Source organism: Pseudomonas sp. GW456-12-10-14-LB2 (assembly GCF_002884345.1).
In the GTDB taxonomy this organism is placed as follows: domain Bacteria; phylum Pseudomonadota; class Gammaproteobacteria; order Pseudomonadales; family Pseudomonadaceae; genus Aquipseudomonas; species Aquipseudomonas paraglycinae.
In genome coordinates, this window is sequence record NZ_POHV01000090.1 from 1 (window position 1) to 588 (window position 588).

Consider the following 588-nt stretch of genomic DNA (forward strand, 5'->3'; position numbering starts at 1 on the left):
GTTGATCGCCGGCCCGCTCATGGTCACGCCGCCGCCATCGATCTTGATGAAGCTGCCACCGCCGACCAGCGTCAGTTCAGCCCCAGCCTCCAGCACCACTTTCATGCCGCTGCTCAGGTGAATTTCCTGGCCGGCGTCGATGAATTGCCCGGTGCCGATCTTGATGTGCTGGTTCACGCCCACGGTCAGGTGGTCGTTGGCCCGTGCTTCGACTTTGCGGTCTTCGTAGACGGTGTGGTGTTCTTCGGCCTTGAATTCCGTGTAGCTGTTCTTTTCCACGACGTCGTGGCGTTCGTTGCCGACGCGGATTTTCTGGTCGTGTTCGATGTTCTCGTCCCAGTCGCGCTGGGCGTGGAGGAAGATCTGTTCCTGGCCTTTCTTGTCTTCGATGCGCAGTTCGTTGAAGCCGCCGCCACCCATCGAGCTCAGGGTCTTGAAGGTGGTGCGGGTCTTGTTCGCCGGCAGGGCGTAGGGGACGGTGTTTTCCTTGTGGTACAGGCAGCCGCTGATCAGCGGCTGGTCGGGGTCGCCTTCGAGGAAGGTGACCAGCACTTCCATGCCGATGCGCGGGATGGCGATGCCGCCGTA

Annotated in this window: 1 protein-coding gene; it reads right to left on the reverse strand. The window is 61.4% G+C overall.

Features of this window, described 5'->3' with window-relative positions:
• Nucleotides 1–588 (reverse strand): type VI secretion system Vgr family protein (locus tag C1X29_RS28200; RefSeq protein ID WP_256584412.1); only part of this gene is annotated, 588 nt, incomplete at both ends.